Source organism: Paraburkholderia yinzeri (assembly GCF_046581065.1).
In the GTDB taxonomy this organism is placed as follows: domain Bacteria; phylum Pseudomonadota; class Gammaproteobacteria; order Burkholderiales; family Burkholderiaceae; genus Paraburkholderia.
Genome location: NZ_JBFOCJ010000001.1, coordinates 1188667 through 1204745 on the forward strand (window position 1 = coordinate 1188667; position 16079 = coordinate 1204745).

Consider the following 16079-nt stretch of genomic DNA (forward strand, 5'->3'; position numbering starts at 1 on the left):
TTCACTCGCGCAACGCCGCGCACCCAAACCCGAAGGAGCCACCATGACCACGATCCTGCAAATCAACTCCGCCGCCCGCTCGCAAGGCGCCCAGTCGACGCTGCTCGTCAACGAATTGACGAGCAAGCTGCAACAGTCGCATCCCGGCGCGAAGGTTGTCGCGCGCAATCTGCAAGCCGAGCCGCTGCCGCACCTCGACGACACCGTTCTCGGCGCGTTCTTCACGCCGGCCGAGCAGCGTTCGCCGGAGCAGCAGGCCGTCGCCGCGCGCAGCGAAGCGCTGATCGCCGAACTGCAGGCCGCGGACGTCGTCGTGATCGGTGCGCCGATGTACAACTTCGGCATCTCGTCGCAGCTCAAGACCTACTTCGACTGGATCGCCCGCGCAGGCATTACTTTCCAGTACACGGCAAATGGCCCGGAAGGCCTCGTGAAGGGCAAGAAAGTGTTCGTGGTTTCGGCACGCGGCGGCAAATATCACGGCACGCCGAATGACAGCCAGACGCCGTACCTGAAGTCGTTCCTCGGTTTCCTCGGCATGACCGACGTGACCTTTATCTATGCCGAAGGCCTGAACATGGGGCCGGAAGCCGCTAGCGCCGCGCTCGCGGGCGCACGCGACGCCATCGCAGCGGCGTAAGTTCTGCGGCGGGCGTCGCCAGAGCCCGTCCGCCGTATCGACTAGCCGTAAAGCAAAACGCCACGAAAGCGATTTCGTGGCGTTTTTTTCGTTGCTACGTCCGCTCGCGGCTCAGGCAAGCACTTCGGCCTTCTCGGGCAGACGCCAGTCGATCGGCTTGCGGCCGTGCGCTTCGAGGTAAGCGTTGGCCTGCGCGAAATGCCCGCAGCCCAGAAAGCCGCGATGTGCCGAAAGCGGCGACGGATGCGGCGCCTCCAGCACGCAATGCGGTCGCGCTTCGACCAGCGCGCGCTTCGCCTGCGCGTGGGCACCCCACAGCATGAACACGAGATGCTCGTGACGTGTGGCGAGTTCGTGGATCAGGGTGTCGGTGCAGCGTTCCCAGCCGCGTTTGGCGTGGCTGGCCGCATTGGCCCGCTCGACGGTCAGCACGGTGTTGAGCAGCAGCACACCCTGGCGCGCCCATGCGTCGAGGCAGCCGTGGTCCGGCGCTTCGATCCCCAGGCTTGCCGCGATTTCCTTGAAGATATTGCGCAGTGACGGCGGCGGCCGCACGGCGGGTGGCACCGAAAACGCGAGGCCGTGTGCCTGCGGCGTTCCGCGATCTTCGCCGTGGTAGGGGTCCTGGCCGAGGATCACCACCTTCACGTCGTCGGGCGAGGTGAGGCGCAGGGCGCGGAACACATCGGCGGGATAGACGGTCTTGCCCGCGGCGCGCTCCTCGTCGACGAAGCGGCAGAGTGGCGGGTACGCGTCGCTGGCGGTGAACGGCTCCAGCAGCTTGCGCCAGGCGGCGGGCAGGGCGTCGAACTGGTCTTCGAGGCGCTGGTCAGGCGCTTGGGTGGCGTGGGGCATGATGGATACGGCCTGGTTGGCGGCTGGGGCGGCCGGCGAATCGTCATCGAGCAGCGAGAAGATCGAGATCTGGCGCGGATCGATTTCGGGGGCGGGAGGCTCGTCGAGCGTGTCCTGCGCGGTGGCCGGCAGGTCGTCGTCGAAGAGCGAGGCCTGCACCGGCTCCGCAGCGCGCGTGCGTTTCGTGGAAGTCATGGGCGGGAAGTTTCGCAGCAATCGCGCGGCGTTTCAATGCGGCGCACGCCCCGCCGTCCTGGCGTTCAGCCCTCGGGTTTAGCTTTCACGCAGCCGGTAGCCGCGCTGCGCCTTGCTGATGTCGTCGGGAGCGAGGCCCGGCAGCTCTGCCGAGAGTTGCGCGGCGAGCACGTGCAACGCGGCTTCGTCTCCGCCCTTCAGTTCCAGTTCGATTTCGCAGATCGGCGCGCGGCGCGTTTCGCCGTCCACTTCCGCCGTGATTTCGCCCTGGTCGATGGCGGCCTCGATTTGCACGCCTTCGACCGATAGCATCCACAGCGTGCGCGTGAAGTCGGTGCGAAAGAGGGCGATCAGCGCGGGCGCGGCTTCGGAGAGCGCCGTCGCGACACCGGCTTCGTTGCATTCGCGCAGAAGGCGGTCGGTTTCGAGCGCTTCGCCCGCCACCGGCATCTCCCATTCGTGCCGCGCATGCAGGCCGTTCCGGGCGACGCCGACCGTCTTGAACGTCTGCAGCCAGCCATCCGGCGTGCGGCGCAGCCGCAACGCGCTCTTTGCGCGCGCGAGCGTGAGGGCCGGCGTGTCGAAATAGACGTTTTCCAGCCGCACGGCGCGTCCCGCTGTGCCTGCGCGCTTTTCGAAAAACCGCAGCGCCGCGTCTACCTGGTTGCGTGGTAGTGCGAGCTTGATTTCCCGTTCGATGGCCATGGCTGCGTCCCGCTATCAGAAGAACATGCGCGCGAGTTCCGCGCCCGGATGTTCGGCGCGCATGAACGCCTCGCCCACGAGGAACGTGTGCACGGACAGCGCGCGCATCTTCTCGACGTCCGCGCGCGAGAGGATGCCCGACTCCGTCACGACGATGCGGTCTTCCGGCACGTCGTCGAGCATGTCGATGGTCGTTTGCAGCGTCGTTTCGAACGTGCGCAGATTGCGATTGTTGATCCCGATGAGCGGCGTCTTCAGCGTGAGCGCGTGCGTGAGCTCGTCGCGGTCGTGCACTTCCACGAGCACGGCGAGACCGAGCGAATGCGCGTAGGCCTCGAGTTCGCGCATCTGGCCCGGTTCGAGCGCGGCGGCGATCAGCAGGATCGCGTCGGCGCCCATCGCGCGGGCTTCGAGGATCTGGTACGGATCGACGATGAAGTCCTTGCGCAGCACCGGCAGCGCGCAGGCGGCGCGCGCGGCTTCGAGGTAGGCGGCACTGCCCTGGAAGAACTGCACGTCGGTCAGCACCGAGAGACAGGCCGCGCCATGTTCCGCGTACGAGCGTGCGATGTCGGCAGGGACGAAGTGCGCGCGCAGCACCCCTTTCGAGGGGCTGGCTTTCTTTACTTCGGCGATCACGGCCGCCTGGCCGTTCGCGTGCCTTGCGCGCACCGCGCCGACGAAGTCGCGCAGATCGCGCGACGCCGCCGCGAGCCGCAACTCTTCGAGCGGCGCGCTCGCTTCGGCGGCGCGCACTTCTTCGCGCTTGACCGCGATGATCTTTTCGAGAATGTCGCTCATGATGGTCTGCAAAAACAGTGTTCGATCAGCGTTTGAACTGTTGAGTGAAGCGTACCAGTTCGTCGACTTTGGCGCGCGCGCGGTCGCTCGCGATGGTCTCGCGCGCAAGCGCGATGCCGTCGGCGATCGAGTTCGCGACATTCGCCGAATAGAGCGCCGTGCCCGCATTGAGCGCGACGATCTCGCGCGCGACGCCAGGCTCGTTCGAGAGCGCGCCCAGCAGCATGGTTTTCGATTCTTCGGCGTTCTCGACCTTCAGCGTGCGGTTCGAAACCATCTGCATGCCGAAGTCTTCGGGATGGATCTCGTACTCGCGGATCTCGCCGTTCTTGAGCTCGCCGACCTGCGTTGCGGCGCCCAGCGACACCTCATCCATGCCGTCCTTGCCGTAGACGACGAGCACGTGCTTGGCGCCAAGGCGCTGCATCACACGCACCTGGATGCCGACGAGATCGGCGTGGAATACGCCCATCAACTGGTTCGGCGCGCTGGCCGGATTCGTGAGCGGGCCGAGAATGTTGAAGATCGTCCGCACGCCAAGCTCGCGGCGCACGGCGGCGATGTTCTTCATGGCCGGATGATGATTCGGTGCGAACATGAAGCCCATGCCCGTTTCCGCGATCGAGGCGGCCACCTGATCCGGCTGCAGATCGATGTTCACGCCCAGCGCCTCGAGCACGTCCGCGCTGCCCGACTTGCTCGACACGCCGCGATTGCCGTGCTTGGCGACTTTCGCGCCCGCCGCGGCGGCGACGAACATCGACGCGGTGGAGATGTTGAAGGTATGCGAGCCGTCGCCGCCCGTGCCGACGATATCGATGAAGTTCGAGTTGTCCTGCACCTCGACGTGATTCGCGAACTCGCGCATCACGGTCGCGGCGGCGGCGATCTCGCCGATGGTTTCCTTCTTTACGCGCAAGCCTGTGAGGATGGCCGCCGATTGCACGGGCGAAAGCTCGCCGCGCATGATCATGCGCATGAGGTGCAGCATCTCGTCGTGAAAGATCTCGCGGTGCTCGATCGTGCGTTGCAGTGCTTCCTGCGGGGTGATCATGATCTCGCCTCCGTTCTTATGCGCTACGCGCCGTAACGGCGCGCTTCGACTGCTTGAGGAAGTTCTCGAGGAGCGCGTGGCCGTGCTCGGAGAGGATCGATTCGGGGTGGAACTGCACGCCCTCGACAGCCAGTTCGCGATGGCGCACGCCCATGATCTCGCCGTCCTCGGTCCATGCCGACACTTCGAGGCAGTCGGGCAACGACTCGCGTTCGATGGCGAGCGAGTGATAGCGCGTCACGTTGAAGTGCTTCGGCAGATCGGCGAACACGCCTTTGCCGTCGGTTTCGATCTGGCTCACCTTGCCGTGCATGATGGTCTTCGCGCGTACGACACGGCCGCCGAACGCTTCGCCGATCGCTTGATGACCGAGACATACGCCGAGGATAGGCGTCTTGCCGGCGAACTCGCGCAGCACGTCGAGCGTGATGCCCGCATGCTGCGGATTGCTCGGGCCCGGCGAGAGGCAGATGCGCTCGGGGTTCAGCCTGGCGATCTGGTCGGGCGTGATTTCGTCGTTGCGGTACGTGTGGACGTCTTCGCCGAGCTCGCCGAAGTACTGGACGATGTTGTAGGTAAACGAATCGTAGTTGTCGATCATGAGCAACATGGTCTTTTCTCCCGCTCAGAAGTCGCTGTCGAGGCCGTCCTGCACCTGCTCGGCGGCGCGCAGCACGGCACGCGCCTTGTTTTCGGTCTCCTGCCATTCCGACTCGGGCACCGAATCGGCGACGATGCCCGCCGCGGCCTGCACATAGAGATTGCCGTTGTAAATGAGGCCGGTGCGGATCGTGATGGCGAGATCCATCTCGCCGTTGAACGACAGGTAGCCGACCGCGCCGCCGTAGAGGCCGCGCTTCACGGGCTCCAGTTCGTCGATCAGTTCCATCGCGCGCACCTTCGGCGCGCCGGATAGCGTGCCGGCGGGGAATGTCGCGCGCAGCACGTCGTAGTTGTTCATGCCGGGCTTGAGCTTGCCCTCGACCGAACTCACGATGTGCTGAACGTGCGAATACTTTTCGATGACCATCTTGTCGGTCACGGTCACCGAGCCGATTTCGGCAATGCGGCCCACGTCGTTGCGCGCGAGGTCGATCAGCATGACGTGCTCGGCGATTTCCTTCGGATCGTTGAGCAGCTCGGTGGCGAGCTCGGCGTCGCGCTCGGGCGTGTTGCCGCGCGGCCGCGTGCCCGCGAGCGGACGGATCGTCACGATACGGTCTTCGCCGCGCTGCTCCTGGCGCACGAGAATCTCCGGCGAGGCGCCCACCACGTGGAAATCGCCGAAGTTGTAGTAGTACATGTACGGCGAGGGATTCAGCGAGCGCAGTGCGCGATAGAGCGAAAGCGGATTGTCGCGATACGGCTTTGTGAGGCGTTGGCCCACCTGTACCTGCATCAGCTCGCCGGCGGCGATGTATTCCTTCGCCTTGCGCACGGCCGCGAGGTAATCGTCTTTCTTGAACTCGCGGAAGATCTCGGTGCGCACACTCGCCGAGGTCACGGGCGGCTGCACCGTCGTGCGCAGTCGCTGCTTCAGTTCGCGCAGGCGTTGCTTCGCTTTCGTATAGGCCTCGGGCGTCTGCGGATCGGCGTAGACGATCAGGTAGAGCTTGCCCGCCAGATTGTCGATGACCGCCACTTCCTCCGTCACGAGCAACTGGATGTCGGGCAGGCCGAGGTCGTCGGGCGGGGCGGTGTCGGCGAGCTTCTTCTCGATGTAGCGCACCGCGTCATAGCCGAAGTAACCGGCGAGGCCGCCGCAGAAGCGCGGCAGGCCGGGGCGCTGCGCCACCTTGAAGCGCGCCTGGAACTGCGCGATGAATTCGAGCGGGTCGCCTTCGTGCGTCTCGATCACCTGGCCGTCGCGGACGACTTCGCTCACGCCGCCTTTCGGCCCGCTCCGGGCGCGGATCAGCGTGCGGGCCGGCAAGCCGATGAACGAGTAGCGCCCGAAGCGCTCGCCGCCCACCACGGACTCCAGCAGAAACGAGTTGGCGCCGCCGCGCTCGGGCTGCGCGAGCTTCAGGTACAGCGAGAGCGGCGTTTCGAGATCGGCGAGCGCTTCGGCGATCAGCGGGATGCGGTTGTAGCCCTCGTTGGCGAGGGACTGGAATTCGAGTTCGGTCATGTTCCGATCCTGTTCGTGCGGGCCGGTCGCGGCTCGAAAAGGGCGCGGGCGGTGAGCGCGATGGCGGCTGTTGGGTGCATGGTTGCGCTGGCGCTCGCTCGTGTTCCCGGTACCCCGATGGCAGGGCGCCGATGTGCGGATGTTACCCGGCCGTTGGACACGGCGATCCGTTCTTGCGTCGCGCGTCACGCCGGGTAAGGCGAAACGACACGCAGGACAACGGATTACCTCGGCCAGTCAGCCGACGGGTGGGTTACCGCAACAGTTTGGAAACGAGACACGCGCGTAGGCGCAGTGACATAAAAAACGGGGCTGAAGACAAATTTTCACTCAACATGAGCAAACCTCAGCAAACCTCGGGAGAGGTTAGTGCGACCAGCGACGCCAGGGCCAAGCTCCCCGGTCGATGCTGCTCAGACTCCGTTTTTTATTCAGAAACATGAGGAAAAGAGACTTTCAGGTCAGGTGATTGTGCGCTGCGATCGCCTTGGCGGCGTCGAGCAGCGTGGCCACTATACCATCCGATTCGATATTTTGAACAGGTTGGCCGTGATTGTAGCCGTAAGGCACCGTAAGCGTGGCCATGCCGGCCGCGCGGCCCGCGAGTGCGTCGTTCTCCGAATCGCCGATCGCGACGGCCGACTGGGGCGCCACACCGAGCTGGGCGCAGGCGGTCAGCATCGGCAGCGGATCGGGCTTCTTTTGCGGCGTGCTGTCGCCGCCCAGCACGACTTCGAAGTACGGCGCGAGACCATACTGCTGCAGCAACTCCACGGCGAAGCGGTGCGGTTTGTTCGTCACGCAGGCGAGCTTCACGCCGGCCTCGCGCAGCGCGGCAAGGCCTTCTGCAACTTCCGGGTAGAGGCGCGTGTGCTGGCCGTTGATCCTGGCGTACTCGTCCTGGTAGAGCGCGAGGGCCTCTTCGAAGCGGGACTGGGCCTCGGCGGCGGCAAAGCGCGGCGCGAGCACGCTCTTGATCAGGTGCTCCGAGCCTTTGCCGACATAGCCCATCACTTCCTCGCGCGTGGTTTCCTCGGCGTCGAACTGGGCGAGCATGCCGTTCAGACCGGCCGCGAAGTCGTCGGCGGTGTCGACCATCGTGCCGTCCAGGTCGATCAGCGCCGCCTCGATGCGCGGCGCGGCGAAAGTGATCGGCGTATTCATTGCTGCTGGCCGACCGTCGCCAGTTGTGCTCGCATGTGGTCGATCACGGCCTTGTAGTCGGGCTTGCCGAAGATCGCCGAACCCGCGACGAACGTATCCGCGCCTGCAGCCGCGATTTCTGCGATGTTGTCGACCTTCACGCCGCCGTCGATCTCCAGATGAATCTCGCGGCCCGTGCGTTCGCGGTAGGCGTCGAGCTTCGCGCGCGCCTCGCGCAGCTTGTTGAGTGCCTCGGGAATGAACGACTGGCCGCCGAAGCCCGGATTCACCGACATGATCAGCACGAGATCGAGCTTGTCCATGACGTGATCGATGTAGTTGAGCGGCGTGGCCGGGTTGAAGACGAGGCCGGCCTTGCAGCCGTGGTCGCGGATCAGCGAGAGCGTACGGTCGATATGATCCGAGCCTTCCGGGTGGAAACTGATCACGTTCGCACCCGCCTTGGCGAAGTCGGGCACGATACGGTCCACCGGACGCACCATCAGGTGGACGTCGATGGGCACGTCGACGTGCGGGCGGATCGCCTCGCACACGAGCGGCCCGATGGTCAGGTTCGGCACGTAATGGTTGTCCATCACGTCGAAGTGGATCCAGTCGGCGCCTGCCGCGACCACGTTGCGGATTTCCTCGCCAAGGCGCGAGAAGTCGGCGGAGAGAATGCTGGGGGCGATGCGGAATTGCGTCATGGCGAAATCGGATGCAGATAGACGGAAAAACGCCATTTTACCGCCGCTGGCGGGGCGCCGACGGCGCTGCGCACGGCCGGGCCGGCGGCCTTTGCCGGACGCGGCGGCACGGACCGGCGGCATGCCGGACAGGGGCACTCCAGGGCGATTCCTCGATGCGTGCCGGGTTGCGGGCACCCGCTGCATCAAGCAGAATGCGAAACCATATGCCCGACAGGGGGAGACGCCTGCGCCGCCTTGGTGCGTCGGGTTTGCGGGGCTTCGCGGCGTTTGCCGTGCCCGCCTTATCGACCGGAACCAGGATGAGCCAGTACGAATTCAGCGTGACGTCGCAGGTGCGCTACCTGCCCGAAGAATCGGACCCGGAGCGTCGGCAGTACGCGTTCGCCTACACGCTGACCATTCGTAATACCGGACAGGTGAGCGCGCAACTGATCGCCCGCCACTGGGTCATCACCGACAGCGAGAATCACGTACAGGAAGTGAAGGGGCTGGGTGTGGTCGGGCACCAGCCGCTGCTCAAGCCGGGCGAGCAGTTCGAGTACACGAGCTGGGCCGTGATCGCGACGCCCGTGGGCACCATGCGCGGCGAGTATTTCTGCGTGGCGGAGGACGCCGGGCGCTTCGAGGCGCCCGTGCCGGAGTTCGTTTTGCGCATGCCGCGCACGCTGCATTGAACCGTGGCGCGCATTGGCAGTCAGCTACTCCTGACGCCGGTCGTGCGGGTCACGCTTCTTCCTGCCCGACGCGGTCCACACAACGATGAAAATCAACAGGAATAGCGCGAGCAACGCTTCCAGCCCAAACATGAGCATCGGGTATTCGTCGAACAGATCAGACATGGCGGCATCCATCGAGAACAAGCATTGTAGGCGCGATTCGGGGTATGTTTCCGGGCCGATGCCCGGATTCAGGCGTGGGCAAGGTTTGCATGCCGGCCGCATGGCAGGCTGGCTCGGTGCGATTGCATTGGCTGCACTGCTTGCCGCGTGCGGCGGCCCGAGCTACGTGCGGACTGCGCCGCCCACCGGAACGCCGTTGGTGCCCGGCCAGATTGCGGCGGCGCGCCTCACGCCGGTCTCCTGGCAGCAGGTGCCGGGCTGGCAGGACGATTCGCTGATCGGCGTGACGGCGGCGCTGCGTGCGAACTGCTCGCGTCTCGCACGCGATCCGCGCTGGCAGCGCGCCTGCGCGGCAGCCGGGCAGCTTGACGACCTGGACGCGTCCGCTGCCCGCGCGTTCTTCGAAACCTACTTCACGCCCTACCAGTTCGCCAATAGCGATGGCACGCTCGACGGCCTCGTGACCGGCTACTACGAGCCGCTGCTGCGCGGTTCGCGCACGCGGCACGGGATCTATCAGACGGCGCTTTATCACTGGCCGTCGGGCTATCGTGCGGGCACCCCGCTGCCGCCGCGCGCGCAGCTCGAACGTTCTGGCGCGCTCGACGGCAACGAACTGGTGTGGGTGGACGATCCGATCGAGGCGTTCTTCCTGCAGGTGCAAGGCTCGGGCCGCATCACGATGGAAGACGGCAGCGTGATGCGGGTGGGCTTTGGCGGGACCAACAACCAGCCGTACCGGTCGATCGGCAAATGGCTGCTCGACCGCGGCGAGCTGACGCCGGCGCAGGCGACGATGCAGGGCATCAAGGCCTGGGCGCGGGAGAACCCGACGCGCGTGGATGCGCTGCTCGATACGAATCCGCGTTTCGTCTTTTTCCGCGAAATGCCGGGGTCGGAGGGGGCGGAACAGGGTGGCGCCGATGGTCCGATCGGCGCACTTGGAGTTCCGCTTACGCCGGAGCGCTCGATTGCCGTGGATCCGTCGTCGATCCCGCTCGGCACGCCGGTCTTTCTTCAGACCACGCGGCCGCTCACGAATACGCCGCTCAACCGTCTCGTGTTTGCCCAGGACACCGGAACGGCGATCAAGGGCGGCGTGCGCGCCGATTACTTCTGGGGACTTGGCGACGACGCGGGCGACCTTGCCGGCAAGATGAAGCAGGGCGGCCGGATGTGGTTGCTGTTCCCGAATTCGTAAGATTGGCGTGTGCTTCGATGCACGTGAAAAAGCCGGTGATTTGCCGGCTTTTTCGTTTGGTACGCACTTTGTCCAGGTTTCGCCCTGGAGAGCGCGTCCGGGCGGCGGCTGGATATTACTTCGGACGTTTGTCGATCACGCGCTTCGCTTTGCCCACCGACCGCTCGATGCCGTTTACGTCGAGCACGTTCACGCTGGCGGTCACGCCGATCAGTGCCTTGATCTCGTAGGCCAGCGCGTCGCGTGCTTTCTCGAGCGCGGCGCCGTCGGGGGCGCTTTCCGGGCACGGCTCGACGTTCAGCGTCATTACGTCGAGCGGCCCTTCCTTCGTGAGCACGATCTGGTAGTGCGGCGCGAGCGCGTGCTGCTTGAGCAGCAACTCCTCGATCTGCGTCGGGAACACGTTCACGCCGCGGATGATGAGCATGTCGTCCGAACGCCCGGTGATCTTTTCCATGCGGCGCATGGTGCGCGCGGTACCGGGCAAGAGACGCGTGAGATCGCGCGTGCGGTAGCGGATGATCGGCAGCGCCTCTTTCGTGAGCGACGTGAACACCAGTTCGCCGAACTCGCCGTCGGGGAGCACTTCGCCCGTTTCCGGATCGATGATCTCGGGATAGAAATGATCTTCCCAGATCGTGGGGCCGTCCTTGGTTTCGGCACACTCCGAGGCGACGCCTGGACCCATGACTTCGGAAAGCCCGTAGATGTCGACCGCGGTGATGCCCATACGATGCTCGATGGCGGTGCGCATGTCGTTGGTCCAGGGCTCGGCGCCGAAGATGCCGATGCGCAGCGAGCAACTGGCCGGGTCGATGCCCTGACGCTCCATTTCGTCGGCGATCGCGAGCATGTAGCTCGGGGTGACCATGATGATGTCGGGCCGGAAATCCTGGATCAGTTGGACCTGCTTTTCGGTTTGACCGCCGCCGAACGGAATCACGGTGAGACCGGCGCGCTCGGCGCCGTAGTGCGCGCCCAGGCCGCCGGTGAAGAGCCCGTAACCGTAGCTCACGTGGACCTTGTCGCCGCGCCGGGCGCCGGAAGCGCGCACCGAACGCGCGACGAGATTCGCCCAGGTGTCGATATCGCGCGCCGTGTAGCCGACCACGGTCGGCTTGCCCGTGGTGCCCGACGAAGCGTGAATGCGCGAGATCTGTTCTTGCGGGACGGCGAACATCCCGAACGGATAGTTGTCGCGCAGATCCTTCTTGGTCGTGAACGGAAAGCGCGCGAGATCGGAGAGCGACTGCACCTGCGACGGATGCACGCCCGCTTCGTCGAATTTGCGGCGGTAGACCGGCGAATTCTCGTAAGCGTGATTAAGCGACCATTTCAGCCGTTCGAGCTGAAGCGCCGCAAGTTCGTCGCGGCTCGCCGTTTCGATCGGCTCGAGCGGCAGCGTGGTAGTCATCGGTGTCTCCTGGATCTTGGGTGTGTTACGTGAGGGCGTGAGGAATCGAGCGGGCGGACGCGGCTCACTCCGCGACCGGAATGACGGTGCCTCGAATTTGCGCGGACTTGCCCCTGAAAAGCGCGACGGTCTCGCCCGCGCGGTTCGTTACGCGGATGTCGTAGACGCCGTTGCGCCCCGAAAGAATTTGTTCGATCGCTTCGGCCGTGAGCACGTCGTCGGGCTGGACCGGGCGCAGGAATTCGATCGAGCAGCCGGCGGCGACAGTGTTCACGTTGTACGAATTACAGGCGAACGCGAAAGTCGAGTCGGCCAGCGTGAAGATCAGGCCGCCGTGGCAGATCTGATGGCCGTTCAGAAACTCGGGCCGCACGGCCATGGAGAGGCGCGCGTAGCCCGCGCGCACTTCGAGCAGTTTCATGCCGAGCGCGCGGCTGCAAGCGTCGGCGTCGTACATGGCTTGCGCCGTGGCGCGTGCGAGTTCGTCCGGGGACATGGCGGCGGGCGTTGACGTTTGCGTGGACATATCAGCGGCCCTCGAAGCGCGGCGCGCGCTTTTCGATGAACGCCTTCACGCCTTCTGCGTAGTCGTATGAGGCGCCGAGTTCGCGTTGCAGATCGCGTTCGAGATCGAGCTGCTGGTCGAGCGTCCGGGAAGCCGATGCGCGCATTGCCTCGCGCGTTGCCACGATCGCGCGCGTGGGTTGCTTCGCGAGCTGCGCGGCGAATGCGGCGGCCGTGGCGGCGAGTTCGGCGTCGTCGGTCACCTGCCAGACGAGGCCCCAGCTTTCGGCCTTTTCGGCAGGGAGCTTGTCGCCAGTCATCGCGAGGCCGAGGGCGCGCGCCATGCCCACGCGCTTCGGCAGGAACCACGTACCGCCGGAGTCGGGTACGAGGCCGATCTTCACGAAGGCCTGGATGAAGCTGGCCGACCGTGCCGCGAGCACGATGTCGCACGCAAGCGCCAGATTCGCGCCGGCGCCGGCTGCGGTGCCGTTGACGGCGGCGATCACGGGCATCGGCAGCGCCTGGAGGCGCTTGATCAGTGGATTGAAATACTCTGCGATCAGCGTGCCGAGGTCCGTCATGGCGCCAGGCGTGAAGTCGAGATCGGCGAGGTCCTGGCCTGCGCAGAAGCCGCGACCGGCACCGGTCAGCACGAGCGCACGCGCGCCCGAGGCGACGACCTCGTCGAGCGCGGCTGCGAGTTCGCGGTGCATTGCGCGGGTGAAGCTGTTGAGTTTGTCGGGGCGGTTCAGCGTGATCGTTGCCACGCCGGTGGAGGCGTCGGTCTCGACGCGGATCGCTTCGTAGGACATCGGTTGTCTCCGATCAGATTCGTTCGATGGCGAGGGCAATACCCTGACCGACGCCGATACACATCGTGCAAAGCGCGTACCGTCCTTGCGTGCGCTCGAGCTGATACAGCGCCGTCGTGACGAGCCGCGCGCCGGAGGCCCCGAGCGGATGACCGAGCGCGATCGCGCCGCCGTTGGGATTGACGCGCTCATCGTCGTCCTTCAGCCCGAGCTGGCGCAGCACAGCGAGCCCTTGCGACGCGAAAGCCTCGTTCAGCTCGATGACGTCGAATTGCGCGAGCGTCATGCCGAGCTGCTTCAGCAGCTTCTGCGTAGCGGGTGCCGGACCCATGCCCATGATGCGCGGCGCAACGCCGGCCGTCGCCATGCCAAGCACGCGGGCGCGGCGGCGCAGGCCGTACTGGCTGGCGGCGGCTTCGTTGGCGATGAGCAGTGCGCAGGCGCCGTCGTTGACCCCCGACGCGTTGCCTGCCGTCACGCTGCCGTCGGGGCGCACGACGCCCTTGAGCTTCGCGAGCGTTTCCAGCGACGTTTCGCGCGGATGTTCGTCGAGCGCGACGCGGATCGGATCGCCTTTCTTCTGCGCAATGTCCACCGGAACGATTTCGTGCGCGAGCGTACCGTCCCTCTGCGCGCGGGCCGCCTTCTGCTGGCTGCGCAGCGCGAAGGCGTCCTGGTCGGCGCGGCTGATACCGAACTCGACTGCGACGTTCTCGGCGGTTTCCGGCATCGAATCGATACCGTACTCGCGCTTCATCAATGGGTTGACGAAGCGCCAGCCGATGGTGGTGTCGTAGATGCTGGCGTCGCGCGCGAATGCCGAAGCCGCCTTGCCCATGACGAAAGGTGCGCGCGTCATGCTCTCCACGCCGCCCGCGATCATGAGTCGCGCTTCACCCGCCTTGATCGCGCGTGCCGCGCTGCCGACGGCGTCGAGGCTCGAGCCGCACAGGCGGTTGATCGTGGTGCCGGGTGCGTCCGTTGGCAGGCCCGCGAGCAGGGCGGACATGCGCGCGACGTTGCGGTTGTCTTCGCCGGCCTGGTTTGCACAGCCGTAAAGGACGTCGTCGAGCGCGCGCCAGTCCACACCCGGGTTGCGTTCGACGAGCGCGCGGATCGGCACGGCGCCGAGGTCGTCCGCGCGGACGTCTTTCAGTGCGCCGCCGTAGCGGCCGAACGGAGTGCGAATCGCGTCGCAGATATAGGCTTCGGTCATCTCGGAGTTCCTGGAGGCGGAGCGCGCAAGTGCGCCCTGCCTTTCATGCTAGAGGGACAGGGGATCGGGCGCCATTCGGCCAAACGGCATAGGCCGTTCAGCCGACTACGACCGGTGCCGCTTTCGGTTCAACATGGACTCGGCTCTGAACCACACGGAAGCGGTTCGCCACGAATGCGGCGTCGGCCAGCGCTGCGTTCGCAGCGGGGTTCGCGCCCGTGCCGTGGAAGTCCGAGAACGCCGCCGACTGATTGACGAACACGCCGCCTGTCAGGTTGATCGAAAGCGCCACGCCACCAGTGATCGAGGCTTCGTGGGCCGCGTCGATGACGGCGTCATCGGTGCTGTAGACGGAGAGGGTGAGCGCGCCGTGGTCGTGGGCGATCGATCCGGCCAGCTCGAGCGACTGCGCGGTCGAGTCGGTGGCGATCACGAACGAGATCGGGCCGAACCATTCGCGCGTGAACGATGCTGCGTCGCGGGCGGCATCGAGCGAGAGCACGAGCGGTGTGCGCACGCGTGCGCCGGGGAATTGCGGATGCTCGAGCGTCTGGCTGTCGGCCAGCACCGTGCCCAGTTGGCGTGCCTCGTCGATGCGTGCCGTGACGCTTTCGTTCTGAATCGAGCCAAGTACTTCCACGGCGCGGGCCGGATCGGCCACGAACTTCTGGACGGCGCCGCTAATTGCCTGCGCGACGGCCTCGAAGCTCATGTGGCCTTCGGCCGTACGAATACCGTCACGCGGGACGTAAATGTTCTGCGGTGCGGTGCACATCTGGCCCGAGTACAGCGAGAGCGAGAAGGCGATGTTGCGTGCTGCGGCCTTCGGATCGTCCACCGAATCGATCACGATCTGGTTGACGCCCGCTTTCTCGGTATAAACCTGGGCCTGATGGGCGTGCTGTTCGAGCCAGTCGCCGTTTTGCGTACTGCCGGTGAAATCGATGAGCTTGATCTCGGGGCGCAGTGCGAGCGACTGCACGAGCGCGCCGTCGTTGGGATCGGTGGCGAGCAGCGTGATCACGTTCGGGTCGAAGCCGGCCTCGCGCAGCACATCGCGTGCGATGCGCACCGTGATCGCGAGCGGAAGGATCGCGCCCGGATGCGGCTTGACGATGACGGTGTTGCCGGTCGCGAGATCGGCAAAAAGCCCGGGGTAGCCGTTCCAGGTCGGGAACGTGCAGCAGCCGAGCACGAGGCCCGTGCCGCGCGGTACGACCGTGTAGCGCTTCTGCATGGCGAGCGGCGGGTTCTTGCCCTGCGGCTTCTCCCAATGCGCGTCGGCCGGGATGCGGCGCAACTGGTCCCAGGCGTACGCGACAGCTTCGAGCGCACGGTCCTGCGCATGGGGGCCGCCTGCCTGGAAGGCCATCATGAACGCCTGGCCGGTGGTGTGCATGACGCTATAGGCAATCTCGAAGCTCGCACGATTCAGGCGTTCGAGAATTTCGAGGCTGACACCCACCCATGCCTGCGGGCCCGCAGCGCGCCAGTTGCGCTGCGCCTCGCTCGCGGCAGCGATGAGCTGGTCGGGCGTCGCCTTCGGATAGCGGGCGCCGATTGCAAAGCCGAACGGCGAGACCTCACTGCCTACGGTTTCACTGGTGGTCGGCTGGTCGAGTTCGAACGTACGGTTCAGGTGCCCCTTGAACGCGGCTTCGCCGTCGGCGCTGGCGGTTTCCCCGTACACTTTTGGACTGGGCATTTCGGCAAACGGGCTCCAGTAACCACGAGTCTCGATGGCGGCGACCGCCTTCTGCAGCACGTTTTCGTGCCGGGCAAACAAGGGATGTGTCATGGGGCAAACGTAGATTGAGGGGTTGGACTAGACCCGCGCCGATTAATTAACCGACCGG

Annotated in this window: 16 protein-coding genes; 3 read left to right on the forward strand and 13 right to left on the reverse strand. The window is 65.6% G+C overall.

Annotated features, from left to right (window positions below; all coding sequences use genetic code 11):
• Positions 1 to 43 precede the first annotated feature (43 nt).
• Positions 44 to 640, forward strand: coding sequence for an FMN-dependent NADH-azoreductase (locus WJ542_RS05790; RefSeq protein ID WP_411188381.1), 597 nt, complete (start codon positions 44 to 46; stop codon positions 638 to 640).
• Positions 641 to 751: 111 nt separating this feature from the next.
• Here WJ542_RS05790 and WJ542_RS05795 read toward each other — a convergent pair whose 3' ends face one another.
• From WJ542_RS05795 to rpe, 8 genes are all read right to left on the reverse strand, one after another.
• A complete protein-coding gene (locus WJ542_RS05795) occupies positions 752 to 1495 on the reverse strand; it encodes a uracil-DNA glycosylase (protein WP_411190485.1) in 744 nt (247 codons plus the stop codon).
• Between the two features lie 273 nt (positions 1496 to 1768).
• Positions 1769 to 2395 carry a CYTH domain-containing protein gene (locus WJ542_RS05800; protein ID WP_411188382.1) on the reverse strand — a complete coding sequence of 209 codons (627 nt, stop codon included), beginning with the start codon at positions 2393 to 2395 and terminating at the stop codon, positions 1769 to 1771.
• 15 nt (positions 2396 to 2410) lie between these two features.
• Positions 2411 to 3196 (reverse strand): indole-3-glycerol phosphate synthase TrpC, encoded by a 786-nt coding sequence (gene trpC, locus WJ542_RS05805; RefSeq protein ID WP_411188383.1) that lies wholly within the window; start codon positions 3194 to 3196, stop codon positions 2411 to 2413.
• 25 nt (positions 3197 to 3221) lie between these two features.
• Positions 3222 to 4253, reverse strand: coding sequence for an anthranilate phosphoribosyltransferase (trpD, locus tag WJ542_RS05810; RefSeq protein ID WP_411190486.1), 1032 nt, complete (start codon positions 4251 to 4253; stop codon positions 3222 to 3224).
• Positions 4254 to 4266: 13 nt separating this feature from the next.
• On the reverse strand, positions 4267 to 4860 hold the full coding sequence (locus tag WJ542_RS05815) for an aminodeoxychorismate/anthranilate synthase component II (protein WP_411188384.1): 594 nt from the start codon (positions 4858 to 4860) through the stop codon (positions 4267 to 4269).
• A 15-nt stretch (positions 4861 to 4875) separates the two neighbouring features.
• On the reverse strand, positions 4876 to 6381 hold the full coding sequence (trpE, locus tag WJ542_RS05820) for an anthranilate synthase component I (RefSeq protein WP_411188385.1): 1506 nt from the start codon (positions 6379 to 6381) through the stop codon (positions 4876 to 4878).
• Between the two features lie 456 nt (positions 6382 to 6837).
• A complete protein-coding gene (locus tag WJ542_RS05825; RefSeq protein ID WP_411188386.1) occupies positions 6838 to 7545 on the reverse strand; it encodes a phosphoglycolate phosphatase in 708 nt (235 codons plus the stop codon).
• Entirely contained in the window at positions 7542 to 8231 is a 690-nt protein-coding gene (gene rpe, locus WJ542_RS05830; protein WP_411188387.1) for a ribulose-phosphate 3-epimerase, read from the reverse strand. Before rpe ends, WJ542_RS05825 begins: the two co-directional genes overlap by 4 nt.
• Positions 8232 to 8533: 302 nt before the next feature.
• Between rpe and apaG the strand changes: the two genes are divergently transcribed.
• Entirely contained in the window at positions 8534 to 8908 is a 375-nt protein-coding gene (gene apaG / locus WJ542_RS05835) for a Co2+/Mg2+ efflux protein ApaG (RefSeq protein WP_324151371.1), read from the forward strand.
• 85 nt (positions 8909 to 8993) lie between these two features.
• Positions 8994 to 10274, forward strand: coding sequence for a murein transglycosylase A (gene mltA / locus WJ542_RS05840; RefSeq protein ID WP_411188388.1), 1281 nt, complete (start codon positions 8994 to 8996; stop codon positions 10272 to 10274).
• 115 nt (positions 10275 to 10389) lie between these two features.
• Here mltA and paaK read toward each other — a convergent pair whose 3' ends face one another.
• The 5 genes from paaK to paaN all read right to left on the reverse strand — a co-directional run bounded on the left by paaK (position 10390) and on the right by paaN (position 16021).
• Complete coding sequence (gene paaK / locus WJ542_RS05845; RefSeq protein WP_411188389.1) at positions 10390 to 11688, reverse strand: phenylacetate--CoA ligase PaaK; 1299 nt, start codon at positions 11686 to 11688, stop codon at positions 10390 to 10392.
• A 64-nt stretch (positions 11689 to 11752) separates the two neighbouring features.
• The gene (gene paaI / locus WJ542_RS05850) at positions 11753 to 12214 is read right to left on the reverse strand and encodes a hydroxyphenylacetyl-CoA thioesterase PaaI (protein ID WP_411188390.1); all 462 of its coding nucleotides are present in this window, start codon (positions 12212 to 12214) and stop codon (positions 11753 to 11755) included.
• Position 12215: 1 nt separating this feature from the next.
• Positions 12216 to 13007 carry a 2-(1,2-epoxy-1,2-dihydrophenyl)acetyl-CoA isomerase PaaG gene (gene paaG, locus WJ542_RS05855; protein ID WP_411188391.1) on the reverse strand — a complete coding sequence of 264 codons (792 nt, stop codon included), beginning with the start codon at positions 13005 to 13007 and terminating at the stop codon, positions 12216 to 12218.
• Between the two features lie 13 nt (positions 13008 to 13020).
• Entirely contained in the window at positions 13021 to 14223 is a 1203-nt protein-coding gene (gene pcaF, locus WJ542_RS05860; RefSeq protein WP_411188392.1) for a 3-oxoadipyl-CoA thiolase, read from the reverse strand.
• 97 nt (positions 14224 to 14320) lie between these two features.
• Entirely contained in the window at positions 14321 to 16021 is a 1701-nt protein-coding gene (gene paaN, locus WJ542_RS05865) for a phenylacetic acid degradation protein PaaN (RefSeq protein ID WP_411188393.1), read from the reverse strand.
• Positions 16022 to 16079: the final 58 nt, after the last annotated feature.